The sequence below is a fragment of the Geofilum rubicundum JCM 15548 genome, from assembly GCF_000974365.1.
Lineage (GTDB): Bacteria > Bacteroidota > Bacteroidia > Bacteroidales > Marinilabiliaceae > Geofilum > Geofilum rubicundum.
In genome coordinates this window covers 1-17,064 of record NZ_BAZW01000044.1, presented here as the reverse complement: position 1 = coordinate 17,064, position 17,064 = coordinate 1, and the positions used below count along the sequence as shown (strand labels likewise).

Annotated in this window: 15 protein-coding genes and 2 pseudogenes; 5 read left to right on the top strand and 12 right to left on the bottom strand. The window is 44.7% G+C overall.

Annotation, left to right across the window (positions count from 1 at the left end; all coding sequences use genetic code 11):
- Positions 1-5: 5 nt before the first annotated feature.
- The 8 genes and pseudogenes from JCM15548_RS15440 to JCM15548_RS15405 all read right to left on the bottom strand — a co-directional run bounded on the left by JCM15548_RS15440 (position 6) and on the right by JCM15548_RS15405 (position 10,166).
- Positions 6-368: a Na+/H+ antiporter subunit E gene (locus JCM15548_RS15440; RefSeq protein WP_083985184.1), complete on the bottom strand. Its 363-nt coding sequence runs from the start codon at positions 366-368 to the stop codon at positions 6-8.
- Positions 349-1,839 (bottom strand): proton-conducting transporter transmembrane domain-containing protein, encoded by a 1,491-nt coding sequence (locus tag JCM15548_RS15435; protein ID WP_062127339.1) that lies wholly within the window; start codon positions 1,837-1,839, stop codon positions 349-351. The genes JCM15548_RS15440 and JCM15548_RS15435 overlap by 20 nt, the downstream gene beginning before the upstream one ends.
- A complete protein-coding gene (locus JCM15548_RS15430) occupies positions 1,836-2,189 on the bottom strand; it encodes an NADH-quinone oxidoreductase subunit K (RefSeq protein ID WP_062127336.1) in 354 nt (117 codons plus the stop codon). Before JCM15548_RS15430 ends, JCM15548_RS15435 begins: the two co-directional genes overlap by 4 nt.
- Positions 2,177-2,605 (bottom strand): MnhB domain-containing protein, encoded by a 429-nt coding sequence (locus JCM15548_RS15425; protein ID WP_062127333.1) that lies wholly within the window; start codon positions 2,603-2,605, stop codon positions 2,177-2,179. The genes JCM15548_RS15430 and JCM15548_RS15425 overlap by 13 nt, the downstream gene beginning before the upstream one ends.
- A gap of 43 nt (positions 2,606-2,648) precedes the next feature.
- A complete protein-coding gene (mbhE, locus tag JCM15548_RS15420) occupies positions 2,649-5,030 on the bottom strand; it encodes a hydrogen gas-evolving membrane-bound hydrogenase subunit E (RefSeq protein ID WP_062127330.1) in 2,382 nt (793 codons plus the stop codon).
- A gap of 380 nt (positions 5,031-5,410) precedes the next feature.
- Entirely contained in the window at positions 5,411-6,838 is a 1,428-nt protein-coding gene (locus tag JCM15548_RS15415; protein ID WP_062127327.1) for a RapZ C-terminal domain-containing protein, read from the bottom strand.
- 16 nt (positions 6,839-6,854) lie between these two features.
- Positions 6,855-7,540, bottom strand: a pseudogene (locus JCM15548_RS15410) (DUF554 domain-containing protein).
- Between the two features lie 160 nt (positions 7,541-7,700).
- Complete coding sequence (locus JCM15548_RS15405) at positions 7,701-10,166, bottom strand: AMP-binding protein (RefSeq protein WP_062127323.1); 2,466 nt, start codon at positions 10,164-10,166, stop codon at positions 7,701-7,703.
- A gap of 241 nt (positions 10,167-10,407) precedes the next feature.
- Between JCM15548_RS15405 and JCM15548_RS15400 the strand changes: the two genes are divergently transcribed.
- Both JCM15548_RS15400 and JCM15548_RS15395 read left to right on the top strand, forming a co-directional pair.
- Positions 10,408-10,893, top strand: a complete 486-nt coding sequence (locus JCM15548_RS15400) for a DJ-1 family glyoxalase III (protein ID WP_227625916.1) — start codon at positions 10,408-10,410, stop codon at positions 10,891-10,893.
- A gap of 127 nt (positions 10,894-11,020) precedes the next feature.
- Positions 11,021-12,286, top strand: coding sequence for a DASH family cryptochrome (locus tag JCM15548_RS15395; protein WP_062127320.1), 1,266 nt, complete (start codon positions 11,021-11,023; stop codon positions 12,284-12,286).
- Here the strand turns inward: JCM15548_RS15395 and JCM15548_RS15390 are convergent.
- Positions 12,261-12,791 (bottom strand): C40 family peptidase, encoded by a 531-nt coding sequence (locus JCM15548_RS15390; RefSeq protein WP_227625915.1) that lies wholly within the window; start codon positions 12,789-12,791, stop codon positions 12,261-12,263. The two genes, JCM15548_RS15395 and JCM15548_RS15390, sit on opposite strands and share 26 nt — an antisense overlap.
- A gap of 337 nt (positions 12,792-13,128) precedes the next feature.
- On the opposite strand from JCM15548_RS15390, the gene JCM15548_RS15385 reads away from it, so the two are divergent.
- The 3 genes and pseudogenes from JCM15548_RS15385 to JCM15548_RS24400 all read left to right on the top strand — a co-directional run bounded on the left by JCM15548_RS15385 (position 13,129) and on the right by JCM15548_RS24400 (position 13,949).
- Positions 13,129-13,509 (top strand): SAM-dependent methyltransferase, encoded by a 381-nt coding sequence (locus tag JCM15548_RS15385; RefSeq protein WP_062127314.1) that lies wholly within the window; start codon positions 13,129-13,131, stop codon positions 13,507-13,509.
- Positions 13,510-13,514: 5 nt separating this feature from the next.
- Positions 13,515-13,646 (top strand): annotated as a pseudogene (locus JCM15548_RS26420) (class I SAM-dependent methyltransferase); the annotation flags it as partial.
- A gap of 45 nt (positions 13,647-13,691) precedes the next feature.
- On the top strand, positions 13,692-13,949 hold the full coding sequence (locus JCM15548_RS24400; RefSeq protein ID WP_062127310.1) for a hypothetical protein: 258 nt from the start codon (positions 13,692-13,694) through the stop codon (positions 13,947-13,949).
- A gap of 159 nt (positions 13,950-14,108) precedes the next feature.
- Here JCM15548_RS24400 and JCM15548_RS15375 read toward each other — a convergent pair whose 3' ends face one another.
- The 3 genes from JCM15548_RS15375 to JCM15548_RS15365 all read right to left on the bottom strand — a co-directional run.
- Entirely contained in the window at positions 14,109-14,870 is a 762-nt protein-coding gene (locus JCM15548_RS15375; protein WP_062127392.1) for a class I SAM-dependent methyltransferase, read from the bottom strand.
- A gap of 35 nt (positions 14,871-14,905) precedes the next feature.
- The gene (locus JCM15548_RS15370) at positions 14,906-15,352 is read right to left on the bottom strand and encodes a GNAT family N-acetyltransferase (RefSeq protein WP_227625914.1); all 447 of its coding nucleotides are present in this window, start codon (positions 15,350-15,352) and stop codon (positions 14,906-14,908) included.
- A 221-nt stretch (positions 15,353-15,573) separates the two neighbouring features.
- A partial coding sequence (locus JCM15548_RS15365; RefSeq protein WP_227625913.1) for a hypothetical protein occupies positions 15,574-17,064 on the bottom strand: 1,491 nt, incomplete at its 5' end.

Sequence of the window (17,064 nt, the reverse complement as noted above, 5' to 3'; positions counted from 1 at the left end):
TATAATTAAAGTGCTTTAATCAGTAATCGCTCAATTTTGGCGGTAACCGCCAAAAAATCCTCTTTATCGGAGATGCGTAACAGGTGAACCTGAATGACATCCCCCTCTTCCTTAATATCTACCGAAAGCGAGCCCGGTGTCATGCTGATCATATTGAATAAAACCACCAACTGCCATGATTTGTGAACCATGGGGGTGTATTCAAAGAAACCACCTTGTTCTCCCCGGGAGCCTTTCAGAACCAACAAGGCGACAATCCAACCCGATTCTATTATTTTGTAGCAAAAATAGAAAAAGAGCACCAATAGATAGTACATCCTTTTAATGGTCTTCACCGTCAAGGTGTTTTTAATGGTATCCCAGAACATAGTCAATGTATTTAGAAGGCGTCAATAGATCTTCGGCGGCCAACTGGCAATAATCCACAATGGGCGCAGCCCACAGGCCCATTCCCACGATGGCCAATGCCATCACTACCGATGAAAACAACATCCAGTTAGCCGGTTTCAGGTTGATGGGAGCTGGCTGGGCAATGTCCTCTGGTTGTCGTTTCCAGAATACTTCCATCCAGATTTTCACCATGGAAAAGAGGGTGAACAAGCCCACAAACAAGGCCACCAGCGTGATGAAAATCTGGTCGGCTTCAATGCCAGCTTTAAGCACCAGGTATTTACCAAAAAATCCGCTCAGTGGGGGCAGGCCGGCCAGACTAAAAGCGGAGATGAAGAATAAAATTCCCCAAACCGGACTTTTGTTAAACATGTCGCCCAGTACCTTCAGATTCAGCGTTCCTCTTTCCCGGTGTACCCAACCGGCTACCAGAAAGGCATTTGTCTTGGCCAGCATGTTGTGCACCAAAAAGAAAAGCGCCGCTGTCAGTCCGGCCACCGTAAAAAAGCCCAGTGCAATAACCACGTAGCCAACCTGACTGATAATATGGAAGGACAGGATTTTTCGAAAATCGTACTGGGAGGAGGCCGCAATAACCCCAATCACCATGGACAGACCCCCCATCCATAATACCACCTCGTTCCAAAAACCATGGTCGTAATACAGAAACAAGGTGTAGAACCGTACCAGTGAATAGATGCCCACTTTGGTCAGCAAGCCCGCAAACAGCGCCGTTACCGCCGGAGGAGGTGTGTGGTAGGAGGCAGGTAGCCAGAAAAAGAAGGGGAAGAGGGCCCCTTTGATGGAAAAGCCGACAAAAATAAGAATCAATGCCGGATTCAACACGGCCAGATTATCGGTGGCCGACGCCATCTTTTGAGATAAATCGGCCAGATTCAGTGATCCCAGTTTTCCGTAGAGAAGGCCGATGCCCGCCACAAAGAACAGGGATGAAATGAGGTTGAGAATCAGGTATTTGATAGAACCTTCCAGCTGCTGGCGTTCTCCGCCCAGACTAACCAGGATGAAGGAGGACATGAGCATGACTTCAAACCACACATAGAGGTTGAACAGGTCACCGGCCATAAAACTGCCGTTAACTCCCATCAGAATACCAAAAGAGAAGAAGAAATGACCATTTTTTCTTCTGGCCTTGTCCACCGACTGTGTGGCGTAGATGGTCGTCAAAAAAAAGACAAAAGCTGCCACCACCAGCATCAGCACACTAAAGCGGTCGGCCACCAGTGAAATACCATAAGGTGCCGCCCACGAGCCCATTTGCACCACGATGATTTCCCGGAATTGCACAATGGGAACCAGCGCCAGTGCCCACAGAAAGTTGACGGTGGCAAACAACAGCGCCAGTCGCTGCTTAATCCCCGACTTTTTAATCAGGAGGCCCAGCATTAAATAGCTGAAGGGTATCAATAACAAGGCAAACAATATCATCGCTGGTCGGTGTTTTTAAGTTGGTCCAAATCGTGCGTACCGGTCACGTCAAAATAACGGTACTTGAGGGCCAGAATATAGGCCGATATTCCCAGACTAATAACGATGGCAGTGAGTATCAGCGCCTGTGGTAAAGGGTCTGAAATGGTGGCCGGATCCACCGTCTCCGCACCTTCCGGAATAAATGGCGCCCCGCCCCGTTGTATGCCACCGGATAAAAATATGATCAGGTTGGTGGCATTGCTCAGTACAAATACACCTAAAATAACCTTGACAATGCTTCGGCGAAGAATCAGATACACGCCACAGGCATAAAGCAGTCCTATAAAAACAGCGATTACGTATTCCATTTAAGTACCTCCATAATGGTTATAATAACAGATAAAATGAGTCCGGTTACCCCCACAAAAATGCCCGTGTCGAACAACAGGGGCGTACCAATGTGCATGGTCCCCACAAGCGGCCATTCCCCAATGTACCACAAACCGGTTAAGGGCGCTTGTCCCACAAACACCGGAATAACAGCCGCTACAAGCACCAGTCCAAGCCCAATGCCCATCCAGATGCGCGTATTAAAATAGATGATGGATTGGATGCGATCCGAACCAAAAATGATTCCGTAGTAGATAAAGCCGGTGGCCAGAACAATGCCACCGATGAAACCACCACCCGGACTGTTATGACCTCTTAACAGCAGGAGGACCGACATCACGGCAATGACCCTAAGAAAGAGGCGGGCTATTTTTTCAAGAATGATGTTGTTCATCTATGTCTTTTTTTCTGTTTAAGTTTTTGGTTGTCAGCCACACTTATCCGTGCATTTTGTTGTCGACGTTTTCCCGGGGTTTTTGCTGGCCCGACTTTTTCTTTTTCAAAGTCTTAATCTGAAACCGAAACAGTGAGTAAACCCCGGCCGCAGCCAGCGTTAGCACCGTAAGTTCTCCCAAGGTGTCCAGGGCTCTGAAATCGACGAGTATAACGTTGACGATGTTGCGGCCATGGGCTTCGGTATAGGAGTTGGCAGCAAAAAACTCCGAGATGGGGGTTTCCAGATTCAGGAATTTGGCTTTGAGCACGACCAGAGTTACAAATACACCCACGGCCACCGAAATAATGCCGTCGCGCAGACGGGATTTCTTGTTGGATAGGATGGCAAACTCCGGCAGGTAGTAAATCACCATGACAAAAAGCACCATCAGTACCGTCTCTGCCAGAAACTGCGTAATGGCCAGATCGATCGCCCCATAATAAAGATAGAGCATGGCAATGCCATAACCCACTACCCCCATGGCCAAAATAGCAGAAAGCCGAGATTTGGCAAAAACCGCAAATATCACCGAAATGGCCGTAACCAGAAGTAATAGGGCCACGTGAATTTTAATGGGACTGGGCGTCAGCTCAGGTAATTGGATGTCTGTTATTCTGAAAATCTGGATGCCCATGAGTGCAATCACTGCCAGGAAAAAGGTTAAGAGATAAAAGCGGTGATAGCCATGTTGCAACAAGTTCGTGTTTTTGGCAGCCGTTTTCAGATATTTATTGATCAGTTGTGAAAACAGGGTAGGGAGATGCAAGTGGTCCAGCCACGTAATAATCCTGCCAATCATTCGGGTGACCGGGCGACGAATGTAAAAGATAAAAATGCCCGACAGGACGGTGAATATACTTAGAATGAGGACGTCGTTGAAGCCATGCCACAGAGACAGACTAATATGGGCCATTTGATTGCCCATAAAATAGAGTCCGTTATCGACCGGTATTTCAAGAATTTTTGGGCTGAGGCCCAAAAAAAGTCCCACCACCGCCAGTAAAATGGGGCCGAGAATAAATCGAAGCGGCAGATCCCTCTCCCTGTACTTCAGTTCAATCGGTTTCCTTTTCTTGTCGGGTATAAAAAGTTCATAAAACACCGTGATAGAAATGGCCACCATTAGCATGTTGGCACCCACACCTAAAGGCAGTAGGAGCCAGGAAACATCGGGCAACTGCATTTTGGCCTCATAAATCAGTTCCTTGCCAATAAAGCCAAGCATGGGCGGGAGTCCCGCCATCGAAATCAAAGCCAGCAAGGTAACAATGGCCGTTACGGGCATTTTTTTAAAGAGCCCGTGAAGATCATATATGTCGCGCGTACCCGTACTTTTATCAATGATGCCGGCAATCATGAAAAGTCCCCCTTTGTAGAGTCCGTGCACAATGAAGAATATCAGCGCTGCTTTTAAAGAATCCGGGGTGTCAATTCCCACCAGTAGCGTCATGGTCCCCAAAGCACTGATGGTCGTAAAGGCCAGAATGCGCTTAAAGTCGCGTTGTCCCATGGCGAAAAAAGCCCCAAGGAACATGGTGATTACCCCCGTCAGCATCAGAGAATACTTCCACATCATGGTACCGCCCATAATGGGGTAGATGCGCATGAGCAAAAAGATGCCCGCATTGACCATGGTCGCACTGTGCAAATAGGCACTCACCGGTGTGGGTGCCTGCATGGCACCCGGCAACCAGAAGTGAAAAGGAAACTGGGCCGATTTGGTGACAGCCGCTAAAATCGTCAGGGTCAGAATCAAATAGTAATATGGGTGGTTGCCCAGATGAATGCTCTGTTCCAGCAATTCACTGATGACATAAGTGCCGGTAATGTTTCCGGTCAAAATAACCGCAAAGAAGAGACACAAGCCCCCAAAGCCTGTAATCAACAACGCCTGCAAAGCAGCCTGTCGCGATTTTTCCGCATGGTGGTCGAATCCGATCAGAAAAAAGGAAGCCACACTTGTGATCTCCCAAAAGACAAAGAGGACCAGCAGGTTGTCAGAAAATACCATGCCAATCATCGCCCCCATAAAAAACATCAGATAGGTATAGAAATTGGCCTGACGCTCATACTTGGCCATGTAGTAGGAGGCATGCAATAAAATCAGGACACCAATGCCACTGATCAATAAACCAAAAATAAGACTGAGGCCGTCAATTCGAAAAGCAAACTCCATACCCGGCAAAAAACCCATGGTGGTTTCCAGCACTGAACTTTCGCGTGGTGCCAGTTGAAAGAGCTCAGAAATAAGTACAACAAAAATGATCAGGGGAATAACCGCCAAATAAATGCCGGTGTTCTTTTGCCAGATTCGGTATAGCAGAGGCGTGGCCAAACCGGCCAAAAAAATTAAACCAATCAACAGAGACAAGATATTATCCATCGGTTAAGCGCTTAATTATCTAATTTATCAGGTTTGCATAATTTGTCCTTTTTCTTGGCCGACCGGCCACATTTTTTACACAGAAACCGATGCGTCTCCTTGAGCACCTTCTCCTTATCCGTATCACACTTATGTTTTCCCATAAACCCTCATTTCCAAATTCCATTACCTCCATATTTCCACCTCCACCCATCTCACCTTATCCATCCCCAATCACCCCACTTACCCCATTCCCGCTTTGCGGGACTCCGCTTCGCTTCGCAACCCTATCTACCAACTCAACCCCTCTCACCCTCTTGATCCCGCTTCGCGGGACTCCGTTTCACTCCGCCTCTCAACCTCTTGATCTCTCAGCCTCTTGACCTAATTACCTAATCACCTCACCCCCTCATTTCCTGCTCCACATGCTTCAACCTAATACTGATCTGATACTTATTCTTAAGGTGACGCGCCAATCGCTCAGCACAATAGACCGACCGGTGCTGTCCCCCAGTACAACCAAAATTCACCATTAAATGTTTAAAATCCCGATCCAAATATTTGGCCACCGATTGATCCACCAGGTTGTATACCCCATCTAAGAAATCATGCATATCCGGTTCCTTTTCAAAGAAGGCAATGACCTCCGGATCCTTACCCGTCTTGGTTTTATAGGCTTCATAGCGTCCCGGATTATGGACGGCGCGACAATCGAACACAAAACCGCCCCCGTTGCCGTTGAAATCAATGGGTACACCCCTTTTGTAAGAAAAACTATTGATGGTCACCGTTAATACCGGTGCAGCTGAAATCTGTAACAAACGCTCATTGCCCACAATTTCCTGGAGCGCTGCGTGAAGCGTCGGAAATTTATCCCTCAGCCAGGAACCAGGTAAAAGATGTTTTAAGTTTTCCAGCGCATAGGGAATACTCTTCAAAAAGTGCTCCTTTTTCTCATAAAAACCTCTGAATCCATAAGCCCCCATGGCTTGCATAATGCGAATCAGTACATAGCCCTTAAAGAGTTCCCGGAATTTCAACTCATCTATTTTGATTTTTTGGGTAATCAGTAAGATGTAGTGGTTCAACAGCTCTTCCCGCAATGCCTGCGGTAAGTCGGCCTTGGCATCGTAAAGCAGCGAGGCCAAATCGTATTGCAAGGCACCCTGTCGACCCCCCTGGTAATCAATAAAGGCCGGTTGGTCGTTCACTACCATGATGTTGCGACTCTGGAAATCCCGGTAAAGAAAATAGGAGGTGTCGGTTTGCAGCAAATAATCCGCCAGACGGTTAAAATCATCCTCCAGTAATTGCTCGTCGAAGCTAATCTGCGCCAGTTTCAAAAAGTAATACTTGAAATAGTGCAAATCCCACATCATCGATTGCTTGTCGAATTTAGACCGTGGATGACACAAGGAGAAGTCCAGTTTTTGACCGCTCAACTGAAACTGAATCAGTTGCTCAATCGATTGCTTATAAAAATCTATGATGGGAGCGGGGATTTCCTTTTCTCGACGGGCTGTGGACAGCCAGTCGAAAAGCGTCGTATTCCCCAAATCCTCCAGAATGTAGCAGTCCATGTCCCCATCCACCGCATATATTTCAGGCACCTTCAGACTTTTAGATCTGAAAAACTGGCTGAACTCAATGAAAGCCCGGTTCTCTTTCACATCCCTGTTGATGGCACCCAGAACATTCGTGGTTTTACCCGTGATTCGATAATATTGACGGTCGGACCCAGAAGCCGGTAGTTCCGAAAGCATTTCCACTTTTTGTCCCGCCCATTGTTCGAAAAGGGCCACAAGTCTTTCTTTGGCAGATGGTTCCAAATGCGTAACAGTTTAATTATACAAAACGACTGTAAATATAGGCAAAAAACAGGGCATAGAGAAGGGCAGGAAGCATATCCATGACCTTGATTTTCGTTAGTTTCAGGATGTTTAACCCCAAACCACAAAGCAGTATTCCACCTGTTGCAGAAAGTTCATTGATAAGGGCCATGTCGAAAAAGCTACCCAGATAAAACGCCAGTAAGGTGATACCACCCTGATAAATAAAAAGCGGCACCACCGAGAAGATGACACCCACCCCAGCGCAGAGGCCAGGGCAATGGAGGCAAAGCCATCCAGTATCGATTTGGTGAACAGCAATTCTGCACCGTTTCCCAGTCCCTCATCAATGGCCCCAAGAATGGTCAAAGCCCCCATGCAGTATAACAGGAAAGCCGTAATAAGTCCTTCCGAAAAGTGTTCTCCCGTATTTTTGAATCTGTTTTTTAGTCGGAGAGAGGCATTCTCAATGCGCCGATCGAGTTGCAGCAGGCCCCCTGTAATGGCCCCGGCCAGAATCGCCATGACCACCACAATCAGCCATTCACTCTTTAAAAACATGGAAATACCAATACCAAAAGTAATCAAGCCTATGCCTTGAAATACCACCTCAATGGCCTTTTGCGGAAGCTGTTTTTTAAAGACAATGCCTATGGAACCGCCCGCTACAATGGCAGCCACATTAACCAGGGTACCTATCATTTTTTTGGGTTTTACAATACGTCCACAAAAATAAGGCGTTTTTGTAAAGGCTTGTTATAAAATCGGCATTTTACAACTGTTATAAAACAGAATTTCCGTACGACAAAAATATGCGGTACGGAAATTCAGACATTTATGCCAGAAATTTTAGCTGGAACGCTTAGCTGGTCGCCTTATTATCCATGGTCTCCACAATCCTATTACGCACCGCATTGGTAATTTGCTCGTAGGTATTGTTTTCAGGATAGACAGGCTGTAAGAATTCGACCTGAACCTTTTTCCAGGGGCGCGGGAAAATGCTGCCTTTTGGCAGCGCTTCTATGGCACCTTTTATGGAGACAGGCACCACCGGAATGTTGAGTTCGCGACTCAGAATGGCAAAAGTCTTTTTAAACTGTCCGATGCTGCCGGTGGTGGAGCGGGTGCCTTCCGGGAAAATGATGAGGTTCTTCTGATGCCGCAACACTTCGGCCAGTTTTTGAATGGATTCCTTTAAGTTTTTATTGAGATCTACCACAATCACATTGTTGCGGCGGGCCAAAAACTTAACAATCGGTAATTTTACATGCTGCGCCTTGGCATAGAAAAAGGTCTGACTGATTTGTCTGGTCCGTAAAAGCGAAGTGACAAACAGTCCGTCAAAAAAACTTTGATGATTGGGTGCAATAATACAAGGACCTTCAGGAATGTTTTCCAGTCCCTTGGACCGGTAACGGAAATAGATTTTGAACCCCACCTTTGATAAGCGCATGATGAGTCGGGTAGGGTACCACGACACCGGCAACTTAATATGGACCCGCTCCCGAAGGATGTCGGTCCAGTCAATTTTGCCATCTTCCATTTTGGTTTTCTTCTCCGCCACATACGCGGCCAGGTGCTCCACAGTAGAGAATTGGCTCAGTTGAGCAGCTTCAATTTCAATACCGAAATTTTGATGGATATAAACCTGCAGTCCCACCCGGTCGAGTGAATCCATGGCCAAATCAAATTCGAGATGGTGACCGGGCTTCACCTTCTTACCTTTTTCCACCGAAATAAAATCGGCAATGATCTGAAACTCTTCAGAAGTCTCCACTTCCGTGTCATCCGTATCTTCCTGCTCCGTAGAGATGGTAAAATCCACCAGTTTAAACCTTTGCAGTTTCCCCAGTCTGGTGCGCGGCAGTTCCTCATTGGTGATGTGAAACTGCATAATCCTTTTGTAGGACGACACCGAGTTGTTCAGCGGTTCAATCAACTGCGTGCGAATGGTATCCTTTATTTCTGAAGCAAGCATTTCATGGTCCTCCGGCAAAATAACCGCATTGAGTTGTTCCTCATGAAAGAACACCCCGGCATCCTTCACCAGGGGTGAGGCCAGAATTTTTTCTTCCAGTTCCGTCGGGTTGATATTCTTGCCGTTGGAAAGCACAATGATTTCTTTCTTCCGACCCGTGATATACAGGTAGCCATCCTCATCCAGATAGCCCAAATCGCCTGTGTACAACCAGCCATCCTTAATGACCTCTGCCGTTTCTTCGGGGCGGTTGAAATAACCCTGCATGATATTGGGGCCGGATGCCGTGATTTCTCCATCCACAATGCGAATGGTGGTGCCCGGAAGCGCCTCGCCGGGCGATCCGATGCGTACACGTCCCGGACGCGTGAAGGTAATCATGGGTGCCGCTTCGGTCATGCCAAATCCCTCGAGCACTTCAAAACCTAAGGTTTTGAAATCGTTACCCACCTCCGGATCCAGGGCAGCACCACCCGAAACAAGACTTCTGACAGCTCCGCCAAACTTGCGGTGAACGGTTCCAAAGACCAGTCGTGAGAACTTCGGTGAATTTACTTTTTTGGCCAGAGCAAACAGCTTTTTCGCTACACCACTCTTATTAATCTTATCGACCACCCCTTTACGGATGGCCGCATACAGACGGGGAACCCCGATGACAATGGTAATTTGATTGGCCTGCAATGTACCCATGATGTCCTCAGAGGTCATGGATGGACTAATGGCCACCATGCCCCCCACATTCAAAGGGGCAATCATGGTACCCACCAGAGGGAAGATATGGTGCAAGGGCAAAAGCACCATGACACGGGAATTCTCTGAATAAATAGGAATCAGCTTGGAAACGCCCGTAACGTTCGCGATCAGGTTGGCATAGGACAGCATCACCCCTTTGGGCGATCCGGTGGTTCCGGACGTGTAAATGATCACCGCCGTATCCGCCTCATTGGGCTGTGGAAAGTCCTCCTTTGAAACCAACTGAGGTTCAAACTGATCGTACTCGTCAATGACAATCAATTGTGTAAGAATCTCTGCCTGCGCAATGGCCTCTTCCATGTCCGCCTTTTTGGCGGCAGACACAAAAACGACGGAAGGCGTTGAGTCTTTAAGAATATAAGCCACTTCAGATGCTGTGGCCATAAAATCCACCGGAATGGCTGTCCCTGATTTTTTCCAAATAGAATAAAAGGCATAAAACCATCCTGGTCGGTTCTCCGAAAAAATAACCGCCCGCTGCCCCTTATCCAACGCGTGTAAATCTGCAAATTTGTCAATCTTAGCCAATAAATTGCCATACGTAATCCGGTCGTTGCCGAACGAGATGGCCACCTTATCTCCCTGGTTTTTTAGCATGTTGTTGTTTTTGAACGAAAACACAAAAATAATACGAACTCTAAAAAAATAAAAGCCTACTAATTAAAACGGAATAAACCCCAAAAGGTTTAATTCAAAAGGGCTTAAGGTTGTGACAAACAGGTTATTTGTATGGTGAGTCGGGTTCAGCAGTAAACTATATTTTTAATAAAGACAATAGATGCTTATCTTTATTCTGCAAATAGTTATCCGGCGAAGATATAATAAAAAATCATTGCATATGAAGCGTATTTATATATTATTGGCAGCAGGCTTTGAAGAAGTCGAAGCCCTGACGCCTGCAGATGTCTTACGAAGAGCTGGTTACGAAGTGTTTCTGGTGTCTACCACCGGTGCCCCCAACGTAAAAGGCGCGCACGACATTGTGGTGAAAACCGATGTTTTTATGGACGATGTGGAAGTGGATAGCGCCACCCTCTTGCTGCTTCCCGGTGGCATACCCGGCGCCACCAATTTATTGGCCAATGAAAAAGTCAAGAAACTGGTCGCCCAGTTCCACAGTCGCGACAAATGGCTGGCGGCCATTTGTGCCGCACCTATGATTCTGGGAGAAATGCATTTACTCAATGGGAAAAAAGCCACCTGTTATCCCGGATTTGAAAAGCATCTCTATGGCGCCACATGGTTGATACACCCGCGCTCACAGATGGAAAAATTATTACCGGAAAAGGCATTGGCGCCGCCATGGCCTTCTCGCTGGAAATAGTCAAAAACCTTTCCGACGAAGCCAGCGCCAGGGAATTGAAAAAGAAAATGGTGGTCGTTTAAGATCGCTGTTTTCTTAAACTAATTTCGGCTTGTTGTGTTTAATGTTTGTCACTAAAACAGTAAACATGACACAACAGCCTGTTATCTATTGGTTCCGCAACGATTTGCGCCTGCACGACAATCCCTCCTTGCAAAAGGCCTTATCCACCGGGCGCCCTATTGTACCCGTTTTTATCTTTGACGATAAATGGTGGACGAACTTTCCGGACCTGGACTTTCCGCGAATAGCAGCGCATCGTTTGACCTTCTTGTATGAGACCGTCTTGAATTTGTCTGAACAAATTCAAAATGCCGGCAACCACTTGTTGATCTTTAAAGGAGACCCGGTCGTCATCCTGAAAGAACTGTATGTCCGCTGCGATGCCCAGGCCATTTACGCCCAGGAAGAATATGCCGCTGAAGAGTTGTCCGAGCAGTCCATGCTTTCCGAGCAATTGCACCTGCAACTCACGCCCGGAAGCATGCTGTTTACGCCCGACCAAGTTCCCTTTACCGTCGATAAATCACCCTTTTATTATACCGCCTTCAAAAACAAAGTAGAACCTCTTGGGGTTTATGTATCGACCAGTCCTACCATCACCCATATGCCCCGCTATCAGGGAGATCAGACGGCCATCCCCGAAGTGTATTCCATCCCCACGGGACCATCCGGACTGTTTAAAGGCGGCGAGACGGCCGGTCTGGAGCGAATGGAGACCTATATCAACAGTGGCGCTCCATGGCGCTATTCAGAAACCAGAAACCAGTTAGAGGGAGCTCACTTTTCTTCCCATTTGGCACCCTGGCTGGCCAATGGATCCTTATCCGTCCGGAAAATCTGGCAGCACCTGAGTGCCCCATCCCAGCCAGACGAAGAGGCACAGATCTCGATCAAAACCCTCAAAGAGCAGCTCATCTGGCGCGATTATTTCCGGTATTTAATCATGCGCTACGGCGAAAAACTGTTCTGGCTGAAAGGCCTGCGTACCTCAGAACCCACCATGTACAACGATTATGACGCCTTCAACATGTGGCGGGAGGGAAGCACCGGTCAGCCCCTCGTCGATGCCCTTATGCGTGAGTTAAAAGCCACCGGCTTCATGAGTAACCGGGGACGAATGCTCGTCTCATTTTACCTCTCCAAAGAACTAAAAGTCAACTGGCAATGGGGCGCAGCCTGGTTCGAATACTTATTGGTGGATTACGACGTATACAGCAACTATGGCAATTGGGCGTACCAGTCGGGCAGAGGCACCGACAGCCGCGTCAACCGCCGCTTTAACCTAAAAAAGCAAGCCGAAAAGTTCGACCCCACCGGTAGTTTTGTCAAAAAATACGGGTCCCAAAAATAAAGCGCTCGCTCCACCAGCTATTGCTGAGGGAAGTAGTGGTAACCCCCTGTGACGAAGAGGCATGAATAAACTCATTATTGCCCAGATAAATACCCGAGTGCGTAATGTACTTGCTGGTTTTATAGGAACGAATAAAAAACACCAGATCACCCCTTTGCAACTCCGACCGGTTCCCAATATAGCGCCCATACCTTGCTTGTTCTTCCGAGCTGCGCGGTACCTCAATCCCATGCTCGCCAAATGTCGTAAACAACAGCCCTGAGCAATCCATACAATTGAAAGTCGTTCCCCCCATGCAGTGAGGAACTCCCAGATACTTTCGAGCTGTTCTGATAATCTCGCTCGCACTCGTCCTTGAAGTATTCAACGGCTTTTCAAAGCCCTGTTCCATGAACTTTTCCAACTCCCGGTTATCCGTTTTAATCACTGTGTCCTGACCGTTTTGCGACTGATACAAATTTTTTGAACAGGCCCACAGCATCGCTACAGAGAGCAATAGCGTCATAAGCACTGATAGTTTGAGTCTGGTATATGGCATTATAAGAATATATGTGAAGAAGCCTTTTGGTAAAGAATGCCAGCCTTATCAGGGTCTGGCATTCCACTCTCGGTTTTGATACGGGGTATTAATATCTTTAAAACGTAAGTTCTAATTAATTATTACATAGCTATTTTCGTGCCATGATGATACCCCTTGTTACGACAGATTGGCGGTTTGGGTTACAAGCCATTTTAAAAGGGAAGGTTGAAAAAAACAGCAAGATATTTTCTAATGCCATAAAAAAATCCATTCTTTACTGTAAGCAAAAGTTCTGAATACACAAAATCCACAAACCTTCAACATGTCCATATATAGCTTAACAAAAATAGCATTTGCTACCAGAGATTACTATGAAGCCATGAATGCCGCCCTTAAAACCATTAATGGCGACTATCACATGCTTCACTATCCCTTCTATAAGGATGATAAAGACAGTTTCAGTCAGGCCCAGGATAATTTGCTGGAATACTGCATCGAAAAGTATAGCACCCTAGAAGGCAAAGATGTATTGGACATCGGTTGTGGCAATGGCATTGGGACCTTGTATGTGGCCCAAAATCATCCGGTTAAAAGTGTAACTGGCGTGGACATCAACCCCCATAACGTGGAAATCGCCAATGAAGAAAAGGAGAAAAGAAATATCCAAAATGCCCTGTTTATTGAGGCAACGCCCAGGATTTAACCAAAATTCAAAGCAACAGCATCGACATCGTCATTAATATTGAAAGTGCCTTTCACTATCCCCACAAAGACCTGTTTATCGACGAAATAGGCAGAGTATTAAAACCCGGGGGACAATTCATCATTGCCGATATCTTAACCACCGCCCATGAGAATGTGTTTCTAAAGCGTTGGAAAAAGAGAATGAATTTTCACCATTGGACCTTACCCCAATACCAAACCGCCTTCAACCGCTCCCATTTGAAATTGCTATCCAACGATGATGTTACCGATAACGTCATTAAAGGCTTCAAAATGTATAAAAAATACTTCGACCAGTTCAGCAAAAACGGAAGCTTTCAGGATTCTCTCTTAAAATTATTCTTCACCATCAATGTCAAACTGAACATCCGCCTATTGAAAAAGAAACGGAGCTATAATATCTTTTTCGGGGAAAAGTAGTGATGTCTGAAGATGTTATTCAGGCAATAAAAATGTATAACCTACAGAGATGGTTGTGCTTTGCGTTTCCATGTTGTAGCCATTCATATCAGGGATGGAGTGTGTTATAATGCCCTGATTGTTAAGTTTTTTGTGTTCGGTGCTGTGCGTTTGTGTATTTTATCTTTCTGTAATGACTAACATTTCAAAATCATCCGTTGTTAGTTTATCTTCTCGGGAAAAAGCTCCCAGTTTTGCTCCGAAAATTTCAATTTTTTTAAATCCAAGTGTTTTCAACAACCAAGTAATTTCAGATGGTATATAATACCTTTCATTACATTTGAGTTCTTTTTCTACACCATTGTCATCTTCAACTTTCGTTATATTGTAATCTCTGAATGTCATTAAATCAAAAGTGTTTTTGTGATACGTTGCATTTCCATCATCGGTATTTGCGGCACAAAATTCTTCGATAGAATTGAATATTGGAAATAAGCCATTGAGGGTAGTAAATATAAATTTTGCGTTTTCCTTTAATGATTGAGAAACATTTTTGAGAATTTCGTAATTCATTTCATCTGTTTCCATTAATGGGAAAGCGCCTTCGCACATCATTATTGCAACATCAAATTGTTTGTCGAAGGGCAGATTACGAGCATCATGTTTTAAAAAATCGATTTGCAATCCTTTTTGTTTTGCTTTTTCTCTGGCTTTTTCAAGCAACGACTCCGATAAATCAATGCCTGTTATTGAATAACCTCTCTTGGCTAATTCAATGGCATGTCGACCAGTGCCGCATCCTATATCTATGATTTTTAGTTTTTTATCATGATTGATTTCTTTCTCAATAAAATCACACTCCCCAATTGTACCTTGTGAAAAAGATTCATTGTCGTATTTTTCACCGTAATTTTCGAATAAGGTTTCGTACCACTGCTTCATATTGTTGTCTATTTTTGCCATACCATCTTGTATTCCTATAAGTCCTTTTTAAGATAAATCATATCAACAAGTTGAATGTCGCCGTCAAACATAGGGTGGTCGTAATTGTCTGTAAAAAAATTCTTAACCCGATGTGACTTTTTAAATCCACAACCTTCATAGAACGACAATATCCCTGGTGTTTCGCCTGTCCCGACAAGCATAGTTTTGTAGTCGCTTTTGTAGTAATCAGAAATGAAGTTAATCAATGCTCTTCCGTAACCTTTGCCTTGATATTTCTCACAGGTCGCTATGTTTTTCAACTCGCAGGTGTCCCTACTTATCGGCACAACAACGCAGACACTTTTCAAATCACCCTCAAACAACGCGAATAAATCTCCACCAGACAAATACTTGTCAATCATATCTTCCTGCTCGTCCGCTAATAACAGTAAGTCCAGGAACTGTTTCTTATTCTCGATAAACTTTTCTATTCTCATCATAATTTGGCACACTCATAACGATCCTTTACTCTCTATTTTATTATATCAAGGTTGCAGGTTGGTTTTCCTGCATGAGGCACTATGTATTCATAACAGCCATGCGGTTAGATTACTATTTAGTGCGTTGTCTGACATTGTCAGTGTCTGATTTAACGAGCATATGGCTTTTGAAGAATTTGTTTAATTATGGGAGTGGAGTGCCATTAGTGATATTTTGGTGTTTATCTGATTTGGACAAGTTGTATTACTTCAGTTCCAATATCTTCCATTTGTGTAATTACACCTGTTGGCGATATCTGGGAAATTACATGATTGCCGTCAGACATGCGTAAGGCATGAATCATAACATAATCATCGGATGTCACTGCCATTTTGTAAATATCATACGAACCTTCAGGAACCAATTGCTCCACACTATGAGGAAAAACAGAGGGGTTTACCTTCAGAAGAACCGGCTGGTTTCCATTTAGACCGGCCAAGTAATAATAATTATCAGAGCAAAGACCAATATTTATTGATGTTATTCCTAATTCTTCCATGGAAAACACTTTGACTTGATTATCATTATTATATACTTCTGCCACAACATCCCCGATTTGATCCATATTGTCGACAAAATCCATAACCACGATTTTATTGATGGCTTCCATTCTAAAAATAAAACTACCAATTCCCATATAAGTCAAGTCAGCATCTGGGTGGTTTACTTCCCCTATCTTTTCATAGTTGATTTGTCCATTCTCAATAGTTAATTTTTCAACAACCGGCATGCTAGGCACTCCAGGTTGATAATCAGGTGTGTATGAGTAATAAAAACTATTGTCAAACCCAAGCCAAAACGGTATAATATTTTTATTGGGATATGCCAACCCGCCGGAGCTGAATCTTAACTTTGTAACTCTTGGGTTACTAATGCCTTCGCTGTTAAAAATAATATGACCGGACCCATTAACACGATAATTAGTAACACCTTCACCCGAAACCTCAGTTGTTGTGATTTGTTGGAAGGTAACATTCTCTGGATTCTGGGTGCTTAGTTTGATAATATCGTTCTTACCAACAAAGTAGATATAACCCGCTTCGTCTGTTTGTATAAGAACAGAACTTTCTTCGTTTTTGAACATTTGATTAAAATGACTCCATCTTGTTATTGGTCTGTAACCTAAGGGTAGCTCAAAAACAGCTCCATCGGATTTTCTCACCAAGTATTCCAACTCAAAATAACCATTGGTGGCCTCTTCTGCTACCTGATCGAAACATACAATTAAATGATTATCATCAGCATTAAAGATATGAACCGGGTATAATGTATTTGTGAGCTCCACGGAGTCAATTTTGGTTTCCATGCCATCTTCTGTTTCGATATAAATAGTATCAATCTGCCAGTAAGTAATTTCCTGAACAACGCCATCTTCCGTTATTTTAAAGATTGAATTTTCAGGGGTTCCAGTTGTTAACCCTTCCGATTTCAGGTTGCCTTCATCACCACCCAGTATCAATGCTCTAGCATCTACTACATCCAAAAAAGAAATTCTCCCTTGAACCCTTCTTTCTTCAAAAAAGTTATCATCATTCTTTTGGCATGTTGTAAATAAAAGCATCAAAAATGCACTAAGCAACAAGGACAAATAAATCCTACTGCTTTTTTTAAGTCCGAAAAAAAACTTTTTGTTTCTCATGATATTCTTTTTAATACTTACTTCTACTTTGAC

Excerpts from the sequence above, each read along its gene's own strand:
- JCM15548_RS15405 (WP_062127323.1), bottom strand. The coding sequence starts at position 10,166 with ATGCTAAAAAACCAGGGAGATAAGGTGGCCATCTCGTTCGGCAACGAC.
- JCM15548_RS15400 (WP_227625916.1), top strand. The coding sequence starts at position 10,408 with ATGAAGCGTATTTATATATTATTGGCAGCAGGCTTTGAAGAAGTCGAA.
- JCM15548_RS15370 (WP_227625914.1), bottom strand. The coding sequence starts at position 15,352 with ATGATGAGAATAGAAAAGTTTATCGAGAATAAGAAACAGTTCCTGGAC.
- JCM15548_RS15425 (WP_062127333.1), bottom strand. The coding sequence starts at position 2,605 with ATGAACAACATCATTCTTGAAAAAATAGCCCGCCTCTTTCTTAGGGTC.
- JCM15548_RS15430 (WP_062127336.1), bottom strand. The coding sequence starts at position 2,189 with ATGGAATACGTAATCGCTGTTTTTATAGGACTGCTTTATGCCTGTGGC.
- JCM15548_RS15435 (WP_062127339.1), bottom strand. The coding sequence starts at position 1,839 with ATGATATTGTTTGCCTTGTTATTGATACCCTTCAGCTATTTAATGCTG.
- JCM15548_RS15395 (WP_062127320.1), top strand. The coding sequence starts at position 11,021 with ATGACACAACAGCCTGTTATCTATTGGTTCCGCAACGATTTGCGCCTG.
- JCM15548_RS24400 (WP_062127310.1), top strand. The coding sequence starts at position 13,692 with ATGAATTTTCACCATTGGACCTTACCCCAATACCAAACCGCCTTCAAC.
- JCM15548_RS15375 (WP_062127392.1), bottom strand. The coding sequence starts at position 14,870 with ATGAAGCAGTGGTACGAAACCTTATTCGAAAATTACGGTGAAAAATAC.
- JCM15548_RS15390 (WP_227625915.1), bottom strand. The coding sequence starts at position 12,791 with ATGACGCTATTGCTCTCTGTAGCGATGCTGTGGGCCTGTTCAAAAAAT.
- JCM15548_RS15385 (WP_062127314.1), top strand. The coding sequence starts at position 13,129 with ATGTCCATATATAGCTTAACAAAAATAGCATTTGCTACCAGAGATTAC.
- mbhE (WP_062127330.1), bottom strand. The coding sequence starts at position 5,030 with ATGGATAATATCTTGTCTCTGTTGATTGGTTTAATTTTTTTGGCCGGT.
- JCM15548_RS15440 (WP_083985184.1), bottom strand. The coding sequence starts at position 368 with ATGTTCTGGGATACCATTAAAAACACCTTGACGGTGAAGACCATTAAA.